Source organism: Kitasatospora sp. NPDC101108 (genome assembly GCF_055584725.1).
In genome coordinates this window covers 80847-98329 of sequence record NZ_JBVJLM010000017.1, presented here as the reverse complement: position 1 = coordinate 98329, position 17483 = coordinate 80847, and the positions used below count along the sequence as shown (strand labels likewise).

Below are 17483 nucleotides of genomic sequence, written 5' to 3'. Positions count from 1 at the left end.
TGGTCAAAGGATCGGCCGGATCAGGGCCGAGGGGAACCGGATAATCATTGGATCTGCGCGAGCGGTCCATGTTTTCGTGGCGGAGCGCCGGAACTCCCGGCATTTCCCCGACTTCTGAGAGACAGTCCCATGCGCTCCACCACCAACGCCCGCGTCGCCGTCGTCGGCGCCGGCCTCGGGGGCCTCACCTGTGCCCGCGTGCTGCACCGTCACGGCCGGTCGGTCACCGTCTTCGAACGCGAGGACTCCCCCGACGCCCGCCCCCAGGGCGGTAGCCTCGACATCCATTCCGCCACCGGGCAGGCGGCCCTGCGAGCGGCGGGTCTGCTCGACGGGTTCCGTGCTCTGGCCCGCCCGGAAAGCCAGGAGTGGCGCATCCTCGACCCCGCCACCGCCGCTGTCCTCCCCGTCCCGGGACCGCCCCGCCACGACGACGACAGCCCCGAGATCGACCGGGGCCGACTGCGCTCCCTCCTCCTGGACTCCCTCCCGGAGGGCACCGTCCGCTGGGGCCGCGCCGTGACCGCCGTCAGCCCGCTCGGGGACGGCACCTGGCGACTGCGGTTCGAGGACGGGAGCACGGAGGAGGCCGACCTGGTGATCGGCGCCGACGGTGCCTGGTCACGCGTCCGCCCGTCGGTGTCCGGGGCCACGCCCGCCTACAGCGGCGTCACCTTCATCGAGACCGGCTTCGCCGACTGCGACACCCGCCACCCGGAGCTGGCCGCGCTGGTCGGCGACGGCACCATGCTGGCGACCGCCGGCGGCCGGGCCCTGCTGGCCCAGCGCAACGGCGAAGGCCACGTCCGCGTCTACATCGCCTTCCGCGCCCCGCAGGACTGGCAGGTGGCGGCGGGTGTGTCGCTCGACGACGTCGAAGCCGTACGCGCGTACCTGGTGGACCTGCTCGACGGCTGGGCCGGGAGCCTGCTCGACTTCGTACGCCACAGCGAGGGCGGATTCATCGCCCGGCCCGTGTTCGTCCTGCCCGTCCCGCACACCTGGGAGCAGGTGCCCGGCATCACCCTGCTGGGCGACGCCGCGCACCTGATGCCGCCCGTGGGCCTCGGCGCGAACCTCGCGATGCTGGACGGCAGCGACCTGGCCCACGCCCTCCTCGCCGGGACGAGTGTCGAGGACGCGGTCCGGGCCTACGAGAGCACCATGCTTCCCCGCTCGGCCCAGGCCGCCCAGGACTGCGCCGAGGCACTGGAGGACATCCTCGCGCCGGGGGCTGCCTGATCGGTCGGCGGTACACGGCCATGCCACCGGACGACGATCGGCCGAGGTGAACCGGCGGAACCGCGCACGGGTGTCCAGACGGCGGTCGGCGGGATGATCGATCCGGGACGGAGCGGAGGGCTGACGGCGCACCGTGCGTGCTAGAACCTTCGACGGCGGTGAACGCTCACCCGCGGCCACCGCCGTCAGCACCGTGCATCCACCGGCCGCTCCTCCACCGAAGGGGAACCATGTCCGTCGCACGAACCGCACGTTCCGTCAGGTCCGCCCTGCTCGCGGCCCTCGCCGCGCTGGCGCTGCTGCTCCCGGGCGCGGCCGCCACCACGCCGGCCTCCGCCGCCACGGCCACCATCACCGGTCTGGACGGCGTCTGGGCCTGTGACGTCCCGGCCGGCTACGTCTACGACCAGGTGTCCATGAACCGCAGCTGCAGCGGCGGCGGCTCGTGGAACTCGCCGCAGTTCCACCTGCGCACGCCCGTCGACGGGCTGACCGCGTGCACCAGCACGCCGGCCTTCGTCTACGACTCCATCTCCTGGGGCTACGCGTGCAGCCAGCAGTCCGGCGTGATCTCCAACGCCTACCACCTGCGCACCCCGTACGACGGCCTGACCGCCTGTGTGGGCACGCCCGCCTTCACCTACGACTTCGTCGGCCGCAGCACCTCCTGCAGCCTGTCGTACGGAAGCGGCGTACCCTCCACCACCTTCCACCTCCGCACGCCGGTCAACGGCATGTGGGCGTGCGACGTCCCCCGCGGCTGGACCTACAGCGCCACCACCTCGAACCTGGACTGCGCCTCCGTCCAAGGCGTGCCGACCACCAAGTTCCTCCTGGTCGGCTGAGTCCGCGCGGAACCCCGTGGAACGGGTGGGCGCCCCGGCTGCGGCCGGGGCGCCCACCCTCCCGCCCCGCTGTGGACGGCTGCTCCGCGAACGGGGGTTACCAGCCGGGCCAGGGGAGGTTCCAGCCGCCGAGGCCGTTGTCGGGAGCGACGGTCTTCTCCTTGGTGTTCACGACCGTGACGACGTCGCCGATCAGCGAGCTGTTGAAGAAGGACCCCGCGGGGGACGTGTCGCTGCCACCCTCCACGTCCTTGAGCGAGACGCAGCCGTGGCTCGTGTTGGCCTTGCCGAACGGGTCGCCCTTGTACCAGTAGTTCCCGTGGAGGTAGGTGCCGCTCCTCGTCAGCCGCATCGCGTGCGGGGCGGCGGGGATGTCGTACTCGTCGCCCAGGCCGACGGTCTGGGAGTTCATGTGGGTCACCTTCTCCTTGGACATGATGACCATGGTCCCGCCCCAGGAGGGGTGCTTGTCGTCGCCGAGGGTGGCGGGCACGGTGGTGGACTTGCCGTCCCGCACGATCGTCATCCGGTGCGTGGCGGCGTCCGCGGTGGAGACCTGGGACCGGCCGATGGTGAACGGTTCGTCCTTGTCGATGTCGCCCCACACACCGGGGGCGACCTCGACGTTCTTCAGCCGGTAGTGGATGGTGACCTTGGTGTTCGGCTTCCAGTAGTCCGCCGGGCGGAAGTCGAGCCTGTCGTCGCCGAACCAGTGGCCCTTCACCTCCGTCCCGTTGTCCGTCTCGAAGGTGATGGCCTTGGCGACGGCGTCCTTGTTCACGATCCCGCTGCTGAAGTCCACCTTGACGATCATGCCCACGCCGTAGGTCTGGCCGTCGGCGATGTTGTCGTTCGTGGACACCTTCTTGCCGGGCGAAGCGGTGGTGAAGGCGCTGGTGGCCGCGGCGACCAGGCCCTCGGGGTCCTTCGCCTGGGCGTTCACCGTGTACGCCGCGCCGGGGGCGAGCGCGGCGGCGGGCTTCCAGCCGGTGCCGTCCGCCGTGATCGAGCCCTGGACGGGCTTGCCGTCCTTGTCGGTCACGTCGACGGCGGTGAGCTTGCCGTGGGACACCGACACCTGGAGCGCGGTCGGTGCGACTCCCCGGGCCCCGTCCTTCGGCTCCACGTCCAGCACGGCGGCCGACGTCCTCGGCGCGGCCGTGGCCGCCGTCCCGCCGGGGGCGCCGGACGTGGCGGAGGCGGCGGAGGTGGCGGGGCCGGCGGCGCCGGCGCCCTTGTCCTTGCCGTCGCCGTCGCCGCAGGCCGCGGACATCAGCAGGACCCCGCCCACCGCCAGTGCCACCGCACCGCGGTGGAATCGGTCGTTGGCGCGTATCGCGGCCCGGGCCGCCCGAACAGTGCTCACAGTTGTTCCCTTCAGGTGTTCGGCGTCAGCTTGTGCGCCGGTTCGTCCCAGCCGCAACGGTGGACCGGCGATCTGGGACGCGGGGACGCCTCTACCCTGTTTGAGCTGGGAAGACGTAACCTTCCTGGGACGCGCCGTCAGGGGCTCGGGACGGCGCGGCCGGTGCTGCCGGCGACCTCGGGGGAAGCGCGGGGCGGTCTGCGGCGTGCGCGGTTCGCGAGCGGGTGGAGGATCAGTGTCAGAGGGGACCGGGGAGTTGGGGGAGGCGCAGGAGATCGGACGGCTGCTCCAGGAACTGAAGAGCCGTTCGGGTCTCAGTTACGGCGCGCTGGCGAAGCGGCTGCACGTGAGCACGTCGGCGTTGCACCGCTACTGCACCGGCGACGTGATGCCGGTGGAATTCGATCCGCTGGAGCGCCTCGCGCGGTTGTGCCGGGCGACACCGGAGGAGCGCGCCGAGCTCTACCGGCTGTGGATCGCCGCCCACACGACGCGGGGGAACCGGCAGACGTCCGCACCCGCGCCCGCGCCGAAGGCCCCGCCGGCATCGGAAGCGGAAGCGGCACCGGTTCCGGCTCCGGGCCCGGTTCCCGAACCGGACCCGGAGCCGGAACCGGAACCGGACCCGGAGCCGGTCGCGGGAATCGTCGTGGAGGAGGACGGGGCGGCCGCCCCCGCGAGCGCCCCCGCGAGCGCCCCCGCCGTGCCGTCCTGGCGGGGCGTACGCCGGGGCGTACTCGCCGGCGTGACGGCCGCCGCGGTGCTCGCCACCCTCGGGGCCGTCGCCACCGGGCTCAAGCCCCACGCCGGTGGCGACCCCGCGTCCGCCCCGGCCCCGGCGGCGGGCGCCGGACCGACCGGCGCCGTGGACCGGGGTGCGAGCGCCCCGATCACCGTCACGGTCCGCCCGGACGGCCGGGACGCCGAGTGCGACCAGTACGTGGTCGACCGCCCGCCGTCGGAAGTCCCCCGCCCGCCCGCGGTGGCGGACGTCCCCGGCTGGGCGGCCGAGACCGGCGCGGTCGTCGGCCACTACCAGTCGATCGAGCTCACCGTCCAGGGCACCGGCAGCGAGACCGTCGTGCTGACCGCGCTCAACGTCCGCATCGCCCGGATCGCGGCCCCGCTGGCCTGGAACGCCTACTCCATGGGCGAGGGCTGCGGCGGCGGAGTCGACCTCCACTCGTTCGACCTCGACCTGGACTCGGCCCGCCCCCGGCCGGTCGTGACCGACGGCAGCACCGGCCTGCCGGTCAAGGTGAGCGAGCGGGATCCGGAGGTCATCGAGGTCACCGCCGTGACCACCTCCCACGACGTCAGCTGGTACCTGGAGCTGGAGTGGTCCAGCGGCAACCGGACGGGCACCCTGCCGATCGGCGTCCGTGACGGCGTGCCGTTCCGCATCAGCGCGGTCAAGGGCCGGCCGCTGTTCAGCTATCCGGTCGGCGGGAAGGCCTGGGAGCCGAGCCCCTTCCAGAAGTGACGGGACGACCTCGCCGACGTCAACGACGCGGGCTCGCCCGTCAGCCGGACGAACGAACGGTCCGGAGCCCGTAGCGAGAACGGTCAGGCGCTGTGGCCGGTGCGGGTGAGCATGGCGGCGAGGTGCCGGATCGCGGCTTCGGCGTCGGCGAGTTCGTCACCGGCGGGCAGAACGGCCCCGAAGGTGCGGTCGTCGGGAGCGTCCAGGGCGCGCCAGTGGAGAACCGGTGCGAGGTGGCTGCTGGCGTCGGCGAGGAACCAGGCGAGGGGGCCGTGGGTACGGGCGACGGTCACGGCGACGGCCGCGAGGGCCTCGCGCAGCGCGGCGAGCCGCTCGATCCTCGGCAGCGCCTCGTGTGCCCCGGCGGGGCCGACGGCGTCCGCCAGGGCCGCGGCGGTCTGCCGGACCAGGTCCGAGTCGGCGGGGCGGAGCTCCCACACCCCGTCGCCGAGCTGGAGTTCCGCCTCGTGAACGACCTGAGCGACCGCTTCGAACATGCCCATGACGGTGAGCCTATCCGGGCACGGTCCGAAGGCGGCGCCCGGCAGGCGGGGCGGTCGGGGGCGGGACCGTCGCTGTCCCCTACGCGCCACCGCGGACGGCCCACACCGTCCGGGTCCGGGATCATCGCTGCCCCCCTTCCGGCCCGCCTCGGCCGGATCCGTGTAGGGGCGAGCGCGGGGGGTAGGAGCGGGGCGTACCGGGTTCCGCCACCGCGGCGGACCGGATGCCCGTCGGCTGTCGCCGCACTGTCCCCCGCCCGTCCGCGCGGGTTCGATGCCCCGGCCCACCTCTGACGGTGGAGCCTTCGGTGGGCTTGGCTTGGAGCAGTGCCGTGACCACGTACCACTACCGCGCAGACGTGCATGCGGAGCCGGACCTGAGGATCGAGACCAGTCGCGTGGGCAACGCCGTGGTGTGCTCGCTGGCCGGTGACCTGCACATGGACAACGAGGAGCTGGTCCGCGACGCCCTGGCCCGGGCGCTCGACCAGGCGCCGAACCTGCTCGCCGTGGAGATGTCCGCCGTCACCCTGCTCACCCTCAGCGGTCTGAACGCCCTGCTCACCGCCCGCCGCCGGGCGAACACCAGAAGGGTGTCTCTGGTTCTGGCGGCACCCGGCCCGACGGCGCGGCGCCTTCTGCGGATCACCGGGACCGATCTCGTCCTCCCCGTCTACCCGTCCCTGGAACGGGCGGTGCGCCACCGGAGACCGTCACCCACGGTGTAAGTCGCCTCCGGCCGGGCACACGTCTGGGTCGGACCCCGACCCGGATTCCTGTACGGACGTTCTCATGCCCACACCACTGGCCGCCCCGGCCTTCCGCGACCGGCTGGACTTCCCGACGGGCAGCGCACGGTGCGCGCGCCGCGGCCTCGCGTTCATCCGGACGACGATGGCGCTCTGGCGGACCGATGCCGACAGCAGGGCCGTCGACGACGCGCTGCTGGTGACGGCCGAACTGCTCTCCAACGCCGCCCACCACGCCGGCGGCCCCCTCGCCCTGGACGTACGGCTCGACCCCGACCGCCGGACCCTGCGGATCGCCGTCACCGACGCCCTGTCCGCCCCACCCCGGATCGCGGCTTCACGCCCGGCGGATCAACCCCACGGCCGCGGCCTGCGCATCATCGACCGGCTCGCCACCGCCTGGGGCACCTCCCCCGCCGGAGCGGGCAAGACCGTCTGGGCCGAGCTCAGACTTCCCCCGGCCGACAACCACCAGCCGCCCCGGGCGTGAGCGGCCACCGTCGGGTCGCTACGCGGGGCCCGGGGGCAGGTGGACGGTCATGATCAGCTGGCAGGTGCCGGTGCCCGTGCCGCGGTAGGCGTGGGGGTGGGCCCCGGCGGCCACCTCCTCGGGCATACCCGGACCTTCGGTCGCTTCAGTCGCTGCTCCCGCGACCACGACCACGGGTGCGGCCGTTCCGCGCACAACCGGCTGGTCCCCCTGAACGCCTCGGCTCCGACTGAGAACACGACCGCGCGCGACCTGTCGGCCACCCGCCGAGCACGACATGCGTCCTCGCCGTCGCCGCGCCTAGCCGCTCCTGCCGGCCGCCGCCGATTCAGTGGCGTCGGCTCCGCGCGTCGCCCCGGCGATGTACGCGGGGTACACCCCGGGGCCAACGGCCTGGGGGCAGAGGTGACTCCCGCCGGCCGACGCGACGGGTCATGGTCCGTTCCTAGATTCGTGGCCATGATGAATGCGCCGATGATCGACGTCCGCGAGGCGACGAAGACATACGATGACGGGCCGCCCGCGCCGGCCGGGGTGACCTTGTCCGTGGCGTCCGGTGATCGTGTGGCGACCCTCGGCCATTCCGGCAGTGGGAAGTCCGCGCTGCTGAACCGGATCGCCGGGTTCTTCCAGTTCTTCGACCTGCTCGACGATCTGACCGTGTCGGACAACGTCATGATTCCGGCACCGGCTGGGATCGGCGAGGCGAAGCGCCGGCCCGTCGAGCTGCTCGGCTCGCTGGGCATCGGGCGCCATGTCAAGGCCCATCCGCAGCGGCTGTCCGGTGGACAGCGGCAGCGGGCGGCGGTGGCCAGGGCCCTGATGAACAAGCCGGCGTTGCTGCCGGCCGACGAGCCCACCGGCGCGAAGGCCGCGGCCGCTTCGACGTTCCCGCTGCTGCTTCGCCGGGCGGCCACGGTCCTCACCGTGCTCGGGCTGGCGATGATTCCCTGGCTGGTCTTCCTGCACACCGGGCTGTCGGCCACCGCTCAGGCCTCGCACTGGGCCTGGACGTGGACGGGTCTGGACAGCTTTGAGGCGCTCGGCCTGCTCTCCACCGGACTGCTCCTCAGGCGCGGCGACGGCCGGGCCTGCCTGACCTCCGCCGCGACCTCGGCCGTGCTGCTGGTCGACGCGTGGCTCGACACCATGACGGCTGCCCCGGGTTCGGACTTCAAGCTGGCGGTGCTGATGGCGGTCTTCGCCGAGTTGCCGCTGGCGGTGGCCTGCGGGGTTCTCGCGACCAGGACCTTCCCTCGGCCGGGCCGCTGAGCGGAAGAGCTCGTGACGTGATCGGCGCTTGCGATCCGGTCCGTTTCGGGAAGTCCCCGGCCTGCTGCAACGGCGGTCCACGGGCAGTTCGTTCGGCCCGCTCGGGTCGACTGCCGACGAAGTCGGCGCGCCGGCGCAAGCAGATTGCACACCAACACAACTGATGGACCATCAGTGACACTTCGATGGCCACATGGGATGTTCCGGGAGGAACTATGAGGAATTCGCGGGCATTGATCGGCGCGGGCGCTGCCGCCGCCGTCGCCACCTGGTGGTTCACCGACTCCGCGCCGTACCCGTACTCTCAGCGCTGGCTGCTCGACCTGCCGCTGCCGTTCCTGACTCTGAAGCGCCTGGACCATGTGCTGCAAGCCCGGGAGGGCGAGAGGATCCTGGAGATCGGCCCCGGAACCGGCCTGCAGTCGCTGCACGTCGCACCGCAGCTGGGCCCGGACGGCCGGCTGGACATCGTGGACATCCAGCAGGAGATGCTCGACCACGTGGGCCGCCGGGCCAAGGAACAGGGCGTCGACAACATCGTGCCGAGCTGCACCGACGCACATGAACTTCCTTTTGCGGATGGCTCGTTCGATGCGGCTTACCTGGTGACGGCGCTGGGCGAGATCCCGGATCCGGCGCGTACGCTGGCCGAGCTGCGCCGGGTGCTGAAGCCGTTCGGGCGGCTGGTGGTCGGCGAGTTCTTCGACCGGCATCAGATCCGGCCGTCCTCGCTGATCAGCCTGGCGGAGGGAGCCGGGCTGCGGGTTGCCCGGCTGTACGGTCCGCCGTTCGCGTACTACGCCGTGCTGCGTCCGATCGACGCCTGACACCGCTCGGGCGGTTCCCGCCCGGCCGAACCGTAGACCGAACGACCGTAGCCGTAGCCGTAGCCGTAGCCGCAGCGGCTCACACCGAGATCGTCCAGGATCCGGGGGCGGGGCGCGCTACCGGCGGAGCGCGGAGATCAGGCCGCCGGGCCCTTCCTCGCGTTGGGGCGGGGTGGTGACGGGGCGGCCGTAGGCGGCGGCGCGTTCGCGGATGGTGTGGGAGCTGGCGTCCCAGCCGTGGCCGGCCAGCCAGTGGACCGGGTCGTCGGGCATCTCCGAGACCCACAGGGAGGCCGCCGAGCCCGGTGCGGCGTCCGTGGCGAACCGCTCGATGACACCGCGCGAGCCCAGCGTCAGCCCCATCCGGCTGCCCGGCGCCGACTGCGCGCCGATCCGGGCGAGCAGCAGTTCCACCGCGTCCTCGGGCAGGTAGATCAGCAGTCCTTCGGCGATCCACGCGGTCGGCACCGACGGGTCGTGCCCGGCGGCGGCCAGCGCGGCCGGCCAGTCCTCGCGCAGGTCGACCGGGACGGTGATCCGCTCGCAGCGTGCGACGGCCCGTTCCTGGCGCAGCACCGAGGCCTTGAAGTCCAGTGGCGCGGCGGTGTCGACCTCGAACACCCGGGTGCCCTCGGGCCAGTCCATCCGGAAGGCCCGGCTGTCCATGCCGGCGCCGAGCAGCACGACCTGCCGGACCCCGGCCGCGCAGGCCTGCTGCAGCAGGTCGTCGAGGAACTTCGTCCTGATGACGATGGAGAACGACACGGCCAGCCGCCGGCGGCGCGCGGCCTCGTCGTCGGGCAGCTGCGGCGAGGAGGGCCACAGACCGCCGGCGGCGGCGAAGGCCCGTGCCAGTGGGTCGTGGAACAGCGCGTTCTCGCGCTCGGTCTCCAGCGCCCGCACCCTGGCCACTCCCACCGCCGTGGCCCACACACCCGACGGCTGCACCCGCTCCTGCTCATCAGTCACCGCGTCAGCCTAGGCGACCGGCTGTAAGGGCCCGATGAGGGGAGGTGCGTGCGCGGCCCTCGGCACGGTCCTCAGGCGAGGCCGCGGCGCCTAAGCCGCCCGGCAGCGGCAGCGGCAGCGGGTCACTGGCACCGCTGAAGGGCCAGGCGGTACACGGTGGTGATCCTGCCGTCCGTCGAGTCCATCTCCATGAAGCTGGTGGCGCTCGGGCTCGACGTGCCCTGGTCGACCTGCAGTTCGGTGGTGATGTCGAGGCTGCGCTCCTCCCCGCAGGGGGCGAAGACCAGGGCGGCGACGGGCACGGTGTCGGTCGTCCGCCAGTTGTTGTTGAACGGGCCCTTGAAGTGGTGGTTCGAGGTGGTGGTGCGGGGGTCGCCCTGGAAGCGGTAACCGGCCCGCTGGGTCGCGGACGCGCCCGGCGCGAGCGACGCGAAGCCGCTGTAGCCGGCGGACACGACCGCGTAGGTGTAGCCGCCGGGAGCGTGCACGCGCAGGCTGAGCCGACAGTCCTTCCGTGCGTCGGTCGGGGACGTCCCGGGCCCGATCTGGGCGAGGTAGTTGCTGTAGGTGACGGTGAAGGCGGTGCCGTCGGGGGAGACGGCCACGGCCGACGTCCCGGCCGGGCAGCCGGTGCCGTTGGCCGTCACGCTGTCGATGACGATCCGGTCCTGCGGCGGGGGCGGCGGCAGCGGCAGGCTTTCGGCGAAGGCCGGTGAGCCGAACAGTGACGTGGCGACACTCGTCGCGGCCAGCACGCGGAGCAGCATGGGCTTCCCTTCCATCGTCCACGGATCCGGGCCAGGCGTTCGCTGTGCGCGCCCGGGCCCCGGATTTCACCTGGGCATCGCACCACACGCCGGGCCGTCGGAGCACAGAACGTGACGGCACAGTCGCTCGAACGGCCCGTCGGGAGTGGAGTTCCCGTCCACCCGCCCAACTCGGCGGGGCATGGCCCTCATCGCCGGGCGCGGGCGCCGGGCGGCTCGACCAGGCGGTCGCCGTAGAGCCGGGTGCCGGCCTGCTTGACGTGCCGCAGCACGGGTGAGACCTCCATGCTCTGCAGTCCGGCGAGGGAGCCGATGCGCTCCGAGGTGAACTCGAACAGTTCGTCGAGGTCCCGGCAGTGGGCGACGGCGTGGAGGTTCCAGGGCCCGGAGATGGCCGCGGCGAAGGCGATCTCGGGTTCCCGCGCGAGCGCGCGGCCCGCGCTCTTCACCGCCGACGGGTGCACGCGCAGCCACAGGTTCGCGCGGGCGTGGTAGCCCAGGGCCGCCGCGGCGATCTCGACGTCGATGTGCACGGCGCGGTGCCGGATGAGGGTGTCGAGGCGTCGGGAGACGCGCCCGGGGGTGAGGCCGGCGGCGGTGGCGAGGTCGACGAGACCGGCGCGGCCGTCCGCGGCGAGCGCGTCGAGCAGCTTCTCGTCCTCGGCGGTGAGGCGCAGCGGTTCGCGGGCGACGACCGGGGACTCGCTGAACGGGGGCCCGTCGCTGCCCAGCGCCGCTTCCTCCTCGGGGGTCAGGGTGCCCTGCAGGGCGGACCAGTAGTGGCCGCGGCCACCGAGGAACTGACGGAGCATCGCGAAGGCGTTGATGTCGATCACCGCGGCCGTCCGGGGCAGCCGCTGTCCCAGGAGGTCCTCGCGCTGCTCCCGCGTCCGGGACTGCGTGGCGCAGATGATCTCGCAGCCCGCCGCGCTCAGGGCCACCCAGTTGACGTCGTCGCGTTCGGCGAGCGCGTCGGCGATCGCCGAACCGCTGCCGGGGCGGCAGCGCAGTCGCACCAGCCACCTGCTCTGCCCCAGGGCGCCCGGGTTGACCACGCCGGCGACGCGGATGACTCCGTCGGCGCGCAGTCGGCGGTACCGGCGGTTGACGGCGCCCTCGGTCAGGCCGAGGGCGGAGGCGATCGCGGCGAACGAGGCCCGCGGGGCGATCTGCAGGGCCCGGATGATTCGCACATCGTCGGGGTGCAGCGCAGCGGATTCCGCCATCGGGGCCCTCACCATGGCGGCAATCCTACAAACCGGCGCCCGTGGCTCGCCCGCGGTGCGGTACGGACGGAACACTCGGGGCAACGCGACGCGACGCGACGCGACTCGACGCGACGCAACTCGACGCGACGCAACTCGACGCGACGCGACGCAACTCGACGCGATCCGACGCGACGCGACCCGACGCAACTCGACGCGCCCCGACGCCGGAAGAACGGAGATGACGCCGGATGTCATCGACTGCCACCGAACAGCACCCCCCGACGGCCCTCATCGTCGGAGCCTCGCGCGGCCTCGGCCACGCGATGGCGGCGGAGCTCCTCGACCGGGGATGGCACGTCGTCGGCACGGTCCGCGACACCACCGCCCGAACGCCGCTGCACGACCTCGCGGACCGCGCCGACGGACGGGTGACCGTCGAACACCTGGACATCAACGACTCCGGCCGCCTCCCCCGGCTGCGCGAACGCCTGGCGCACCGCCGGCTCGACGTCCTCTTCGTCAACGCGGGCACCACCAACGACCAGCGGACGCCCATCGGCGCGGTCACCACGGCCGACTTCGTCGACGTGATGGTCACCAACGCGCTCAGCCCGATGCGCGTCATCGAGGCCCTGGAAGACCTGGTGCCCCCGGCGGGACTCATCGGGGCGATGTCCTCCGGCCAGGGCAGCATCACGAACAACACCGCCGGCGGCCGCGAGGTCTACCGGGCGAGCAAAGCCGCCCTGAACATGCTCCTGCGGAGCTTCGCCGCCCGGCAGGGCGAGACCCGGCGCTCCTTCGTCCTGCTGGCACCGGGCTGGATCCGCACCGCCCTCGGCGGGCCGGACGCGCCGTTCACCATCGAGGAGACCGTCCCCCTCCTGGTCGATGTCCTGCTCTCCCGCCTCGGCACCCCCGGTCTCGCCTACCTGGACCGCTTCGGCCGGACCATCCCCTGGTAGACCACGGTGGAGCGCGAGCGCGACCCCGCCGAACCCGAGGCGCGCCACGGCTGAACCCGGCCGGAACGACCACCCCGCGGCGCGTCGGCCCCGAGGCGCTGCCCCTCGCTCCCGCCCGATGTCGGCGGGAGCGACGACAATCCGCCCGTGACGAACGACGCCGCCCGCCCTCCCGAGGCCCTGCCCGGTCCCGCCGAAGTTCTCGCCCGGACGCCCTGGAGCGGTCTGCGGCATGCGATGGGACCGGCAGCGGATGTGCCCGTGAACCTGGCCGCGCTGCTGGACCCGGACCGGCAGCGGCGCACCGGCGCCCTCGCCTTCCTGAGCCACGTGGTGCACCACCAGAACACGCTGTACGAGGCGACGGCGCCCGCCGCGGTGTACGTGGCCGGGATCCTGTCCGACTCGCGCACCACGCGGCCGATCGACCTGGGACGTCATGACCCGGCGGGGCCGATGCGGGCCGCGCTCCTGCGATGGCTCGGTTCGGTGGCGACCGAGGCCGGCGACTCAGCCGCGGAGGCGTCCCGTCGGCACGGGTTCCCGCCCGAGGAGTATCCGCCCTTCGTCGAGACGAACCGGTTGCTGCCGCAGCTGTTCGGCGCCGTCCGCGCCTGCCTGCGGGATCCGGACGTGACGGTCCGGGAGGCCGCCGTCGCCGCGTGCGTCCCCCTCGTCGACGACGCGCGCCTGCGGGGGCACCGGGAGGAGCTGATCCCCTTGGTCCGGGAGGTTCTCGGAGCGAGCGCCTCCTGCCAGTACCGGGAGCAGGCGATCGACGCCTTGGAGGAGTGGGGCGAGGACACCGCCGGCATCGTCGGCCGGGATCCCTGGGCGTTCATCGACGCCGACGTCACCCCTTGCTCCCCCGGGCCGGCTCGGACCCCCGGCGGATCGGCCGATCAGCCGCCGTTCTAACAGCTCAGCGGTGGGCCCGAGCACGAAGCGCAAGGGCCCGCCGACCGCGGAGACCGTCAACGACCTGGTGGCGAGGGACGCGGAAGCGCCCGGTCCCCCGCTCGGCTGAGCGGGGGGACCGGGCGCTTCCGGCGACGGACGTCCGTCAGGTGGACGGGCGTCCGTCAGGTCACGGAGATCAGACGGTGACCCGTTCGGTCCGCTCCGCCTCGACGGCGGCGTCGGCGGCGATCGCCTCGGTGGCCCGGGTGTTCTCCCGGGGCGTGGGGAGGACGGCCATGATCACGGCGGAGATCACGATGGTCGCCGCCCAGGCCAGGCCGTACTTGCCGACCGGGGTGCCGGACAGCGGCCCGGCGAACCAGTCGCACTTGGTGAAGGCGAGCCCGAACAGCAGCGCCAGGACCCAGGAGACCATCGCCTGCCAGCAGAAACCGCCCACGTACCAGTAGCGGCTGCCCTTGCCGGTGTCCATCAGCGCGGCCGCGTCGTAGCGCACGGCGCGCGTGCGGCGGCGGAACATGTCCACCGCGTAGACGCCGATCCAGGCCGAGAAGGAGACGGCGAGCAGGATCAGGAAGGTGATGAAGGAGCCGAGGAAGCTCTTGGCGACCAGCATCAGCATCAGGCCGCCGACCAGCGAGATCACGGCGTTGATGCTGACGGCCATGGCGCGCGGCAGCTTGACGCCCATGGTCTGCGCGGTGAAGCCGGCCGAGTACATGGAGAGGCTGTTGATCAGCAGCATGCCGACGATCGCGGTCAGCAGGTAGGGCACGGCCAGCCAGGTCGGCAGCAGGTCGCCGAGGAAGGAGACCGGGTCGGCGGCCTGGGCCAGACCGGGCGAGGCCACCGCCATCACGGCGCCCATCAGCACCATCGGCACCATCACCAGGCCGGCGCCGGAGACCGTCACTCCGACGATCTTGCGGCCGGAGGCGGCGTGCGGCAGGTAGCGGGCGAAGTCCGGGCCGGTGGGGACCCAGCTGATGCCGCCGGCGGCGATGGTGCCGATGCCGGCGATCATCATGGCGGTGGTGCCCGCGGGCTTGGCGAAGACCTCGCTCCAGCGCATGGTCGCGACCAGGTAGCCCAGCACCAGGATGCTGAAGACGCCGAAGAGGTACGTCGACCAGGTGTTGCAGACGTTCAGCGCCTTGCGGCCCATGCCGGATACCAGGAAGGTGCAGGCGACGAAGGCGAAGAGCGTGACCACGATCAGCACGGTGTTGCTCTTGATGCCGAAGAGCAGGTCGAGCACGGTCAGCACGGCGTAGGCACCGGTGACCGCGTTGATCGTCTCCCAGCCGAAGCGGGCGATCCAGAGGATCGCGCCCGGGAAGAGGTTGCCCCGCACCCCGAAGGTGGCCCGCGAGAGGGTCGCGCCCGGCGCCCCGCCCCACTTGCCGGAGACCGACAGCACGCCGACCAGGCCGAACGAGACGAGCGCGGCACACGCCGCGACGATCAGGACCTGCCAGAAGTTCAGCTGGTTGAACACCACCAGGGCGGCGCCCATGGTGAGCAGCAGGACGCTGATGTTCGCCGCGACCCAGGTCGGGAAGAGCTCGCGGACTCTGCCCCGGCGCTCGTGGTCTGGGACGGGTTCGATACCGCGGGTCTCTATCGCACCGTCGGTGACGGCGGCGGACGTGTTGTCCATGAGGGTGGCTCCGTGCGTGTGAAGCGGGAGAAAATTCGGGCAAATGACGTATATGCGGAACTCTTCGCGCGTAGCGCGGGAGTTGAGTCATCCTACTTTGTTCAAGATGTGTCCTGATTGATGCGGTTACCGCTATCGGCGGCGGGGCCTTTCGCTGATATGGCCGGGGCGCCTTTCCCCCGGCCGCCGGACGGCCCCCTGGCCCCTGGCCCCCTGGCCCCCGGTACGCCGGCGGCTGATGCCGGAGACCCGCCGCCCCGTCCGGCCCGCACCGCCGACGGCCGCGACATCCGTCGAGCCCGCCGGGCCGCTTCACCGCGGGCGTGAACTGGGCGCGCACCCGCTGCTGCCGTCACTGCGCCCCGCCGCATCGGACGGCGGGGCGCAGCGATGGGGCTCAGCGGTGTCGGCGCGGCGGTGCCGGCACAGCGGTGGGACGCGCAGCGATGGCGGCTCAGCCGCGGGTCCTGCAGGCGGGCTCGTGCCAGGTGGTGCGCACCACCGTGCCGCCCGGGGTGAGGTGTTCGCTGGACCAGGTCCGGCAGCAGCCGCTGCCGCCCGGCCGGGCCGGAGCCGTTGGCCGGGCGGCAACACGGGCCGGAGCAGCGGCGGTGAAGGCGTCCGGGCGGCGGCTGCGGCGGTGGCGCCGGGTGGAAGTCGTCATGCCGAAGGCTCTGCCCACCGGACGCCGGCGCCGAACCCGGCCGCCACCCGTTCGGCCCAACGCGGCGCGTTCACACCTGATGCCGGCCTGGAGTTGGAGGTTTTCCGCGGCCGGGTCGGCAACTCAGCAGCCGGTGGCGTTGTAGTTCCAGAAGGCGGCCCTGGTCTGCGGCCCGGCGATCCCGTCGGGGGTTCCGGCGTTGAAGCCGACGGCGTTCAGGAACTTCTGCAGCGCGGTGATCGTGTTGGGCCCGGGGTCGCCGTCGACCGTACCGGCGTTGTAGCCCCAGGCGTTCAGCATCCGCTGCGCCGCCGCCCAGCTGTTGGAACCCAACTGGCCGTCGACGGTACCGGCGTTGAAGCCCCAGGCGTTCAGGCAGCTCTGCCAGTTCTTGGCCCGGTCGGTGCTCAGGCCGAGGTTGTTCACCGCGAGGACGGTGACGCGCGGGCTGCTGACCGCGGGCTTCGCGGCCTGCTGGGGGGCCGCGACGCTCGCGCCCGCGCCCGCGAGGCTTCCGGCGGCGATCCCGACGACGGCGGCCGCGGTGACGAATGCCCTTGCCAAGGAAGATCGCATGGGTTCCTCTCTCCTGACGGATTCTGGAGGGCTCTGGCGCGAACGCCGTGCCGGCTGCCCGCCCGGCCGCCGCCCGGCTGTCCGTGCCATGCCAAGTCTGGCCTGGACCGGGCAGCCGAAGACAGTACGAATCCGGACTGTCGCCGCCTGGCGCCCGATTCGAGCCAGGTGGCAGGCGCCCGGTCCGCCTGACCCGCAGACCGATGATGGTGTGGCGCTGTCATGAGTGCCCCCGTGGCGTGCGACAGCGGGCCGTACGGGAGGCGTTCGCCGGGCACGGCCGGGGGGCGCGGCAATGTTCGGCACGTGAGGCGTCCACTCCCCCACCGCGGTCTCAACCCGTCAGAACCGCCAGAGAATCGAGCTCGCGGCCGATCGCCTCACGCAGGGGGCCGTGCTCCGGTCCGAGCGCGCTCGCCGGATCTCGCCAGTTCTCCACGGGGTACAGCCACACCGGGCGACGGACGAGGTCCGCGGGCTCCCACTCGAACCGCGGCCACACGTGCGCGTGGAGGTAGCCGTCGGTGTTGCCGAGGATCTCCAGGTTCACCCGCCGGAACTGCGGGTCCGCACGCCGGCAGACCCGTTCCACCGCCTCGCCCAGCCGGTCCATGTCCGCCAGGAAGGCCGTGCGCCTGCCCCTCGGGAGATCGGACAGGCGCTGCACACCGGGCTCGTCCGTCAACAGGACCGAGTACCCCGGCAGGAACTGCACGTCGCCGATCACCGCGAACCCGGCGTCAAGTCGGCGCAGCACGGTGGGGTTCCTGCCCTTCAGGGCGCTGCCGATCCGGTCGTCCCGCCAGTCGTCCACCATGACAGCGCAGCCTACCGGCCGTTCCGCGCGCCTGGCGGGATCGGGCCGTTCGCGAACGGCTCACTGCTGGTCAGGGCCCGGGGCGTCCGGCAGGGGCGGCGGCCGTCCGGCATGCGCTCGCCGCTGGCCTGCCGCCCCGGCGGCGGGCCCGGGCCTGCA

The 17483-nt window shown here is 72.7% G+C and carries 18 protein-coding genes; 9 read left to right on the top strand and 9 right to left on the bottom strand.

Annotation, left to right across the window (positions count from 1 at the left end):
• The first annotated feature begins 129 nt into the window (after positions 1-129).
• Together ACZ6Z8_RS29470 and ACZ6Z8_RS29465 are read left to right on the top strand one after the other, a co-directional pair.
• Entirely contained in the window at positions 130-1242 is a 1113-nt protein-coding gene (locus tag ACZ6Z8_RS29470) for an FAD-dependent oxidoreductase (protein WP_465613062.1), read from the top strand.
• Between the two features lie 230 nt (positions 1243-1472).
• Positions 1473-2087, top strand: a complete 615-nt coding sequence (locus tag ACZ6Z8_RS29465) for a hypothetical protein (protein ID WP_465613061.1) — start codon at positions 1473-1475, stop codon at positions 2085-2087.
• A 97-nt stretch (positions 2088-2184) separates the two neighbouring features.
• On the opposite strand, the gene ACZ6Z8_RS29460 is transcribed toward ACZ6Z8_RS29465, so the two are convergent.
• Positions 2185-3453, bottom strand: a complete 1269-nt coding sequence (locus ACZ6Z8_RS29460) for a L,D-transpeptidase (protein ID WP_465613060.1) — start codon at positions 3451-3453, stop codon at positions 2185-2187.
• 235 nt (positions 3454-3688) lie between these two features.
• Between ACZ6Z8_RS29460 and ACZ6Z8_RS29455 the strand changes: the two genes are divergently transcribed.
• The gene (locus ACZ6Z8_RS29455; protein ID WP_465613059.1) at positions 3689-4936 is read left to right on the top strand and encodes a helix-turn-helix domain-containing protein; all 1248 of its coding nucleotides are present in this window, start codon (positions 3689-3691) and stop codon (positions 4934-4936) included.
• An 83-nt stretch (positions 4937-5019) separates the two neighbouring features.
• Here the strand turns inward: ACZ6Z8_RS29455 and ACZ6Z8_RS29450 are convergent, their stop codons facing one another.
• Complete coding sequence (locus ACZ6Z8_RS29450; RefSeq protein ID WP_465613058.1) at positions 5020-5439, bottom strand: hypothetical protein; 420 nt, start codon at positions 5437-5439, stop codon at positions 5020-5022.
• Between the two features lie 332 nt (positions 5440-5771).
• On the opposite strand from ACZ6Z8_RS29450, the gene ACZ6Z8_RS29445 reads away from it, so the two are divergent.
• The 4 genes from ACZ6Z8_RS29445 to ACZ6Z8_RS29430 all read left to right on the top strand — a co-directional run bounded on the left by ACZ6Z8_RS29445 (position 5772) and on the right by ACZ6Z8_RS29430 (position 8777).
• Positions 5772-6167 carry an STAS domain-containing protein gene (locus ACZ6Z8_RS29445; protein ID WP_465613057.1) on the top strand — a complete coding sequence of 132 codons (396 nt, stop codon included), beginning with the start codon at positions 5772-5774 and terminating at the stop codon, positions 6165-6167.
• A gap of 64 nt (positions 6168-6231) precedes the next feature.
• Positions 6232-6678: an ATP-binding protein gene (locus ACZ6Z8_RS29440; protein WP_465613056.1), complete on the top strand. Its 447-nt coding sequence runs from the start codon at positions 6232-6234 to the stop codon at positions 6676-6678.
• A 474-nt stretch (positions 6679-7152) separates the two neighbouring features.
• A complete protein-coding gene (locus tag ACZ6Z8_RS29435) occupies positions 7153-7950 on the top strand; it encodes an ATP-binding cassette domain-containing protein (RefSeq protein ID WP_465613055.1) in 798 nt (265 codons plus the stop codon).
• A gap of 215 nt (positions 7951-8165) precedes the next feature.
• Complete coding sequence (locus tag ACZ6Z8_RS29430) at positions 8166-8777, top strand: class I SAM-dependent methyltransferase (RefSeq protein ID WP_465613054.1); 612 nt, start codon at positions 8166-8168, stop codon at positions 8775-8777.
• A 117-nt stretch (positions 8778-8894) separates the two neighbouring features.
• Here ACZ6Z8_RS29430 and ACZ6Z8_RS29425 read toward each other — a convergent pair whose 3' ends face one another.
• The 3 genes from ACZ6Z8_RS29425 to ACZ6Z8_RS29415 all read right to left on the bottom strand — a co-directional run bounded on the left by ACZ6Z8_RS29425 (position 8895) and on the right by ACZ6Z8_RS29415 (position 11739).
• Entirely contained in the window at positions 8895-9746 is an 852-nt protein-coding gene (locus ACZ6Z8_RS29425; protein ID WP_465613053.1) for a class I SAM-dependent methyltransferase, read from the bottom strand.
• Positions 9747-9868: 122 nt separating this feature from the next.
• Entirely contained in the window at positions 9869-10513 is a 645-nt protein-coding gene (locus ACZ6Z8_RS29420; RefSeq protein WP_465613052.1) for a DUF4360 domain-containing protein, read from the bottom strand.
• Positions 10514-10701: 188 nt separating this feature from the next.
• A complete protein-coding gene (locus tag ACZ6Z8_RS29415; protein WP_465613051.1) occupies positions 10702-11739 on the bottom strand; it encodes an Lrp/AsnC family transcriptional regulator in 1038 nt (345 codons plus the stop codon).
• Between the two features lie 230 nt (positions 11740-11969).
• Between ACZ6Z8_RS29415 and ACZ6Z8_RS29410 the strand changes: the two genes are divergently transcribed.
• Positions 11970-12686 carry an SDR family oxidoreductase gene (locus tag ACZ6Z8_RS29410; RefSeq protein ID WP_465613050.1) on the top strand — a complete coding sequence of 239 codons (717 nt, stop codon included), beginning with the start codon at positions 11970-11972 and terminating at the stop codon, positions 12684-12686.
• A gap of 147 nt (positions 12687-12833) precedes the next feature.
• On the top strand, positions 12834-13604 hold the full coding sequence (locus tag ACZ6Z8_RS29405) for a hypothetical protein (protein ID WP_465613049.1): 771 nt from the start codon (positions 12834-12836) through the stop codon (positions 13602-13604).
• Between the two features lie 178 nt (positions 13605-13782).
• On the opposite strand, the gene ACZ6Z8_RS29400 is transcribed toward ACZ6Z8_RS29405, so the two are convergent.
• From ACZ6Z8_RS29400 to ACZ6Z8_RS29385, 4 genes are all read right to left on the bottom strand, one after another.
• Positions 13783-15267, bottom strand: a complete 1485-nt coding sequence (locus tag ACZ6Z8_RS29400; protein WP_465613048.1) for a purine-cytosine permease family protein — start codon at positions 15265-15267, stop codon at positions 13783-13785.
• A gap of 454 nt (positions 15268-15721) precedes the next feature.
• A complete protein-coding gene (locus tag ACZ6Z8_RS29395) occupies positions 15722-15931 on the bottom strand; it encodes a hypothetical protein (RefSeq protein ID WP_465613047.1) in 210 nt (69 codons plus the stop codon).
• A gap of 123 nt (positions 15932-16054) precedes the next feature.
• On the bottom strand, positions 16055-16507 hold the full coding sequence (locus ACZ6Z8_RS29390; protein ID WP_465613046.1) for a peptidoglycan-binding domain-containing protein: 453 nt from the start codon (positions 16505-16507) through the stop codon (positions 16055-16057).
• Between the two features lie 334 nt (positions 16508-16841).
• Entirely contained in the window at positions 16842-17324 is a 483-nt protein-coding gene (locus ACZ6Z8_RS29385; RefSeq protein ID WP_465613045.1) for a diadenosine tetraphosphate hydrolase, read from the bottom strand.
• Positions 17325-17483 lie beyond the last annotated feature (159 nt).

Coding starts and splice junctions, on each gene's coding strand:
- ACZ6Z8_RS29470 (WP_465613062.1), top strand. CDS start 130: ATGCGCTCCACCACCAACGCCCGCGTCGCCGTCGTCGGCGCCGGCCTC.
- ACZ6Z8_RS29465 (WP_465613061.1), top strand. CDS start 1,473: ATGTCCGTCGCACGAACCGCACGTTCCGTCAGGTCCGCCCTGCTCGCG.
- ACZ6Z8_RS29450 (WP_465613058.1), bottom strand. CDS start 5,439: ATGGGCATGTTCGAAGCGGTCGCTCAGGTCGTTCACGAGGCGGAACTC.
- ACZ6Z8_RS29440 (WP_465613056.1), top strand. CDS start 6,232: ATGCCCACACCACTGGCCGCCCCGGCCTTCCGCGACCGGCTGGACTTC.
- ACZ6Z8_RS29435 (WP_465613055.1), top strand. CDS start 7,153: ATGATCGACGTCCGCGAGGCGACGAAGACATACGATGACGGGCCGCCC.
- ACZ6Z8_RS29430 (WP_465613054.1), top strand. CDS start 8,166: ATGAGGAATTCGCGGGCATTGATCGGCGCGGGCGCTGCCGCCGCCGTC.
- ACZ6Z8_RS29420 (WP_465613052.1), bottom strand. CDS start 10,513: ATGCTGCTCCGCGTGCTGGCCGCGACGAGTGTCGCCACGTCACTGTTC.
- ACZ6Z8_RS29415 (WP_465613051.1), bottom strand. CDS start 11,739: ATGGCGGAATCCGCTGCGCTGCACCCCGACGATGTGCGAATCATCCGG.
- ACZ6Z8_RS29410 (WP_465613050.1), top strand. CDS start 11,970: ATGTCATCGACTGCCACCGAACAGCACCCCCCGACGGCCCTCATCGTC.
- ACZ6Z8_RS29400 (WP_465613048.1), bottom strand. CDS start 15,267: ATGGACAACACGTCCGCCGCCGTCACCGACGGTGCGATAGAGACCCGC.
- ACZ6Z8_RS29395 (WP_465613047.1), bottom strand. CDS start 15,931: ATGACGACTTCCACCCGGCGCCACCGCCGCAGCCGCCGCCCGGACGCC.
- ACZ6Z8_RS29390 (WP_465613046.1), bottom strand. CDS start 16,507: ATGCGATCTTCCTTGGCAAGGGCATTCGTCACCGCGGCCGCCGTCGTC.
- ACZ6Z8_RS29385 (WP_465613045.1), bottom strand. CDS start 17,324: ATGGTGGACGACTGGCGGGACGACCGGATCGGCAGCGCCCTGAAGGGC.